We start from the raw sequence: 5553 nt of genomic DNA, 5'->3' as shown, positions 1-5553 counted from the left end.
CACGACGCCGGTCAGGCGGAGATCCTCGACCTGGACGCGGAGCTGCTCGCCGAACAGACCGCCACGATCATCGGCTGGTTGCCCGTGACGGACCCGCGCCACATCGCCGACCTGGGCGCCGGCACCGGCGCGGGCACGTTCGCGCTGCTGGCGGCGTTCCCGCGGGCGCGGGTCACCGCCGTCGACTCGTCGGCCGAGCACCTCGGGCGCCTGCACGGCCGGGCCTGCGAGCTGGGCGTGGACGGCCGCGTCCACACCGTCCAGGCCGACCTCGACGCCGGCTGGCCCGACCTCGGCGCCCCGGACCTGATGTGGGCGTCGGGTTCCCTGCACCACCTGGCCGACCCGGACCGCACCCTGCGCCGGGCGCGCGAGGCGCTCGCGCCCGGCGGTGTGCTCGCCGTGGTGGAGATGGCCGGCATGCCGCAGTTCTTCCCGGAGGACCGCGTCGAGCACGACGACCGCCTGCCGCACCGCGGCGCCGACTGGGGTCCGATCCTGACCGGGGCGGGCTTCACCGTCGAGGGCGAGCAGACCGTCACCGTCCACCTGGAACGGTCGCCGGCCGTCGAACGGTACGCGCGAGCGGTCCTGCGCCGCCGGCTCGAACCCGAAGCGGTCGAAGAAGCCCTGCGCCGCGACGACCTGGCGCTGCGCACCGAACGCACCGTCTGGGCCGCCAGGAAGTGAGTCAGGCCTTCGCGGCCTCCACCAGCGCCGTCCGCAGCAGGTCCAGCGCGGCCGCTCTCGCCCCGGCCAACGAAGGTTCCGCCACCGACGCCGCTGTCACGGACACCTGACGCGGCAAGCGCGCGCACTCGTCGCGGATCGGGTCCAGCAGCGCAGGTCCCCACGACCCGCCGACGACCACGACCTCGGGGTCGGCCAGCGTCACCAGCGCCGTGACCACCCCGGCCACGGCTCGTGCCAGCACGGCGGGATCCGTGCGCAGCAACGCATCGACGTCGATCGCCGTGGTGCCGCTCTGCCGCAACCCCAGCTCGCCGAACACCTCGATGAACGGCACCGCGCCGGACGGCCCGGAAGTGATCAGGTGGGAGATCTCCCCGGCCAGGCCCGAGTGCCCGCGCCGCACCTCGCCGTCGGACACCACCGCGCAGCCCAGGCCCTCGGCCAGGTACAGGTAGGCGAAGTCGGGGACACCCAGCACCCCGAGCTCCGCCTGGGCCGCCCAGTTCACGTCGTTGTCGACGACCACCGGCCCGTGCAGCAACGGCGCGAGCACCGCCACCGGGTCCAGGTCGCCCACCAGGAACGGCGAGTCGGGCAGCTGCACGAGCCGGCCGGTGCGCCGGTCCACCGGGTCGGCCGCGCTCACCGCGCACAGGCGGACGTGCTGTCCGGCAACGGTTTCCGCGGCGACCGAAGGCAGAACCGAGGCCACGTCACGAGGTCCCGCGATGGCGCGATGCGTCTGCGAGACCACGTCCCCGTGCGCGTCGACGCACAGCGCTGTCACGCCGTCCGGTGCGATCGTCACGACCAGCGCGACGCCGACGTCCGGGGCCAGGCCGTAGAACGAGCCCACCCGGCCCTTGCCGCGGCCGCCGGGCGTGCGTTCGCCGGTGTCGGCGACCAAGCCGCTCTCGACCAGGCGGCGGACGCTCTCGCTCACGGTCGGCTTCGACAGGCCGGTCACGACCGCCAGCTCGGCCCGCGTCAGGCGCCGTGAGGTCATCAACGACCGCAGCACGTGCTCGTCGGAGATCGAGCGCAGCAGCTCCTGGGACGGCCTGGTCACGGAACGCATTCTAGTTAGACCCCTTGCCCACAAGGCGCGGACACGCCATAGTTCCAAGTTAGGAGGCCTTACTTGGAAGGAGTCGCCGTGCTGCCGAGTTGGGAGACCACACCCGCCGACCTGCCGAAAGCCGTCAGGGAGGTGAAGAAGGCGATCCGGGCGAGGATCGAGGCGTCCGGCCGCAGCGTCGAGGAGGTGTTCGCGGTCGTCGAGAAGCAGGTCCAGGAGGAGGTCGACGACATCCGGTCGCGGGGCAACGACGTGTGGCCCGTCCTCGACTACGCCGACATCGAGGCCGGCACCGCCCCGACCGACGAGCTGAAACGGCGCGGCTGCCTGGTCGTGCGCAACCACTTCGACCGCGAGCAGGCTCTGGGCTGGGACAAGTCCGTCGTGGACTACGTCGAGAGCAACGCGTTCTTCGAGAACTACCGCGGCCCCGGCGACGACTTCTTCGGCAGCGTCGGCTCGAAGCCCGAGATCTACCCGATCTACTGGTCACCGGCGCAGGACGAGGCGCGCAAGCACGAGCGCATGGCCACCGTGCAGCGGTTCCTCAACAGCGTCTGGAAGAGCGACGGCTGGTTCGACCCGTCCAGGGACGTCCACTACCCGGACCGCATCCGCCGCCGCCCGCCCGGCGCGAGCTCGAACGGGCTCGGCACCCACCTCGACCCCGGCACGCTCGACCTGTGGATGACGAGCGAGTACCAGCAGGCGTTCCGGCACCTCTTCGACGGCACGCCCGAGCGGTACGACCCGTGGGACGCCGCCCACCGCACCACCGGCCCGCAGTACCCCGGCACCACGATGTGCTCGGTGTTCCGCACCTTCCAGGGCTGGACGGCGCTGTCGGACATGCGGCGCGACCAGGGCGTCCTGCACACCGTGCCGATCCCCGGCGCGATGGCGTACCTGATGCTGCGCCCGCTGCTCGACGACGTCCCGGACGACGACATGTGCGGCGTGACCGTCAACCAGGTCTTCCCGGTCTCCACCCAGTACCACGAACTGCTCACGCAGGCGCTCAGCGGCATCCCGGACGTGCGGGCCGGCGACTCCGTCTGGTGGCACTGCGACATGGTCCACAGCGTCGCGCCGGTCGAGGACCAGCAGGGCTGGGGCAACGTCCTGTACATCCCGGCCGCGCCCTGGTGCGCGCGCAACGAGCGCTACGCCGAGGAGATCCAGCGCGCCCACGCGGCGGGGGACAGCCCGAGCGACTTCCCCGAGGAGCACTACGAACGCGACTGGGCCAACCGGTCAAGGCCGTAGCAGCACTCGGAACACCGCGCCCTCACCCGGCGCGGTGTCCAGCTCGACCCGCCACCCGTGCGCCGCCACCAGCGCGGCCACGATCGCGAGCCCCAGCCCCGTCCCGCCGGGGCCGCGGGCGGGGTCCACGCGGTAGAACCGTTCGAACGCCCGCGCGGCCTGCTCCGATGTCATCCCGGGCCCGTGGTCCGCCACGGAGAACCCGCCGTCCCAGAGCCGCACCTCGACCGGCGACCCCGCCGGGGTGTGGATCAGGGCGTTGTCCAGCAGGTTCGTCAGCACCTGCCGCACCCGCGCCTCATCCGCCCGCACGACAACGGGTCCGGAAAGGGTCAGCGACACAACGCGCTCAGGGGCCCGCAGACGCGCGTCGACGACGGCATCCGTGACCGGCACGAACAGGTCCACAGTGGACAGCGCGAGCGGCTGCTCCGAGTCCAGCCGCGCCAGCTGGAGCAGGTCGTCGACCAGCACGCCCATCCGGGACGCGTGGTCCTCGATCCGCTTCAGCACCTCGGCGGCATCGGTGGCCGCGCCCTGCCGGTACAGCTCGGCATAGCCCCGGATCGACGTCAGCGGCGTCCGCAGCTCGTGCGACGCGTCCGCCACGAACTGCCGCATCCGGCTCTCCGACCGCACCCGCGCCGCGAACGACTGCTCGATCTGCCCCAGCATCGTGTTCAGCGCCGACGCCAGCCGCCCCACCTCGGACCCCGGCCGCCGCACCGGAACCCGGCGCGACAGGTCGCCGGCCGCGATCTCCCCGGCGACCTGCTCGACCTCCTCCAACGCCCGCATCGACGCCCTGACCAGCGCGTACCCCGCCATGCCCACGAGGATCAACGCGCCGAGGCTGATCAGCAGGAACGCCAGCCGCAGGTCGTCCACCGCGCGGTCGACGTCCGACTGGTCGAGCGCGACGACCAGCTCGTCGCCGTCCAGCTGCCGCATCACGACCCGCGACGACCCGATGGTCACGTGCTCGCCCGGCGTCATCGTCCCGAACGCGGGCAGACCGGGCAGGGGCGTGCCCGCCAGGACGCCGGTCTCGTCGCGCAGCACCATGTTGTCCCGCAACGGGAACGACCTCGGCAGCGACACCGCGCGGTCCAGCCTGGCGTCGAGCTGGTGCAGCAGGTAGTTCTCCATCACCTGGGACCCGACCAGCCACGTGCCGGCCAGGCCCGCGGCCACCAGGGCGACGAGCACGACCACCAGCCGCGCGCGCAACGTCATGGGCGGATCATGTACCCGATCCCGCGCACGGTGTGGATCAGCCGCGGCTCGGACGAGTCGACCTTGCGCCGCAGGTACGAGATGTACGACTCGACCACGCCGACGTCGCCCTCGAAGTCGTGCGACCACACCTGGTCGAGGATCTGCGCCTTCGACAGCACCCGCCCGCTGTTGCGCATCAGGTAGTGCAGCAGCCGGAACTCCGTCGGCGACAAATCCACCACCCGCGACCCGCGCCGCACGACGTGGCTCTCCACGTCCAGCGTCAGGTCGCCGCAGGTCAGCAGCTCGCTGTCGGAGCGGCCGGGACGGGTGCGGCGCAGCACCGCGGTCACGCGGGCGATGACCTCCTCCAGGCTGAACGGCTTGGTGATGTACCCGTCGCCGCCGATCGTCAGGCCGGTGACGCGGTCCTCCGCGCCGTCGCGCGCCGTCAGGTACAGCACCGGCACCCGCACGCCGTCGGACCGCAGCCGCCGCACCACCTCGAACCCGTCGCGGTCGGGCAGCATCACGTCCAGCAGCACCAGGTCCGGCGTGTCGGAGCGGGCCGCGGCCAGCGCCTCGCCGCCGGTCGCCGCGCTCGACACGGCGAACCCCGCGAACCGCAGGCTGGCGCACAGCAGCTCGCGGATGCTCGGCTCGTCCTCGACGACGAGCAACCGGCCGCGCTCCACCCGCGAATCCCGCATCAGCCGGTCGTCGGCCGCTGGGTGATGGTCTGCCCGTTCACGGTGCCGTCCTGGCCCGCCTGGCCCTGCACGACGACCTGCTGACCGGCCTTGAGGTCGGTGAGCTTGCCCTCGGACGTGATCTCCACCTTCGTGGAGTCCGAAGTGGACACCTTCACGACCTGGCCGTTCTGCGTCTTCACGTAGACGGTCGTGCCGTCGACGTGGTCGACCGTGCCGACGGTGCCGCGGCCGAAGCCGCCGTTGGGCCGCTGCTGGGCGCCGGAGGGCGGAGTCCCGTTGCCGCCGGGAAACTGCCGGCCGGCGGCGTTCTGCCGAGTCGGCGTCTGGGTGGAGCCGAACGACTTCTGCACGAACACGCCGCCGACGAACGCGACGATCGCCAGCGCGGCGACGCCGAGGACCACGGTGGTCTTGCCGAAGCCCGCCTTGCGTTCCTTCAACTGCGCCGAGATGTCGTTCTCGAGCGGCTGGTCGAGCGGGTTGGGGTTCGTCACGGAACTCTCCTCATTCATGCCTGAGCGCCTCGATGGGGCGGAGCTTCGCCGCGCGCGAAGCCGGGTAGCTGCCGAAGAACAGGCCGATCAG

6 protein-coding genes are annotated in these 5553 nt (G+C 72.2%); 2 read left to right on the top strand and 4 right to left on the bottom strand.

Features of this window, described 5'->3' with window-relative positions; translation table 11 throughout:
- The coding region (locus tag VF330_RS30960; RefSeq protein WP_330855238.1) for a class I SAM-dependent methyltransferase at positions 1-690 on the top strand (690 nt) is incomplete at its 5' end.
- Position 691: 1 nt separating this feature from the next.
- Here VF330_RS30960 and VF330_RS30955 read toward each other — a convergent pair.
- Positions 692-1771 (bottom strand): ROK family transcriptional regulator, encoded by a 1080-nt coding sequence (locus VF330_RS30955; RefSeq protein ID WP_414675491.1) that lies wholly within the window; start codon positions 1769-1771, stop codon positions 692-694.
- A gap of 78 nt (positions 1772-1849) precedes the next feature.
- Here VF330_RS30955 and VF330_RS30950 point away from each other — a divergent pair, with 78 nt between their 5' ends.
- The gene (locus tag VF330_RS30950; RefSeq protein ID WP_330855236.1) at positions 1850-3037 is read left to right on the top strand and encodes a YbiU family protein; all 1188 of its coding nucleotides are present in this window, start codon (positions 1850-1852) and stop codon (positions 3035-3037) included.
- Here the strand turns inward: VF330_RS30950 and VF330_RS30945 are convergent.
- Genes VF330_RS30945 through VF330_RS30935 form a run of 3 tightly spaced genes read right to left on the bottom strand, consistent with a single transcriptional unit; the run spans position 3026 to position 5462 of the window.
- Entirely contained in the window at positions 3026-4273 is a 1248-nt protein-coding gene (locus VF330_RS30945; RefSeq protein WP_330855235.1) for a HAMP domain-containing sensor histidine kinase, read from the bottom strand. The genes VF330_RS30950 and VF330_RS30945 overlap by 12 nt on opposite strands.
- Positions 4270-4965, bottom strand: coding sequence for a response regulator transcription factor (locus VF330_RS30940; RefSeq protein ID WP_330855234.1), 696 nt, complete (start codon positions 4963-4965; stop codon positions 4270-4272). Before VF330_RS30940 ends, VF330_RS30945 begins: the two co-directional genes overlap by 4 nt.
- On the bottom strand, positions 4965-5462 hold the full coding sequence (locus tag VF330_RS30935; RefSeq protein ID WP_330855233.1) for a hypothetical protein: 498 nt from the start codon (positions 5460-5462) through the stop codon (positions 4965-4967). The genes VF330_RS30940 and VF330_RS30935 overlap by 1 nt, the downstream gene beginning before the upstream one ends.
- Positions 5463-5553: the final 91 nt, after the last annotated feature.

Origin of the sequence: Lentzea sp., from assembly GCF_036380075.1 — a bacterium.
Classification (GTDB): Bacteria; Actinomycetota; Actinomycetes; order Mycobacteriales; family Pseudonocardiaceae; genus Lentzea.
The sequence above is the reverse complement of the archived record's forward strand: the minus strand, read 5'-3'. Positions and strand labels throughout refer to the sequence as shown.

Bases quoted from the DNA above. Each gene is read 5' to 3' on its own strand.
- VF330_RS30955 (WP_414675491.1), bottom strand. From the start codon at position 1,771: ATGCGTTCCGTGACCAGGCCGTCCCAGGAGCTGCTGCGCTCGATCTCC.
- VF330_RS30945 (WP_330855235.1), bottom strand. From the start codon at position 4,273: ATGACGTTGCGCGCGCGGCTGGTGGTCGTGCTCGTCGCCCTGGTGGCC.
- VF330_RS30940 (WP_330855234.1), bottom strand. From the start codon at position 4,965: ATGCGGGATTCGCGGGTGGAGCGCGGCCGGTTGCTCGTCGTCGAGGAC.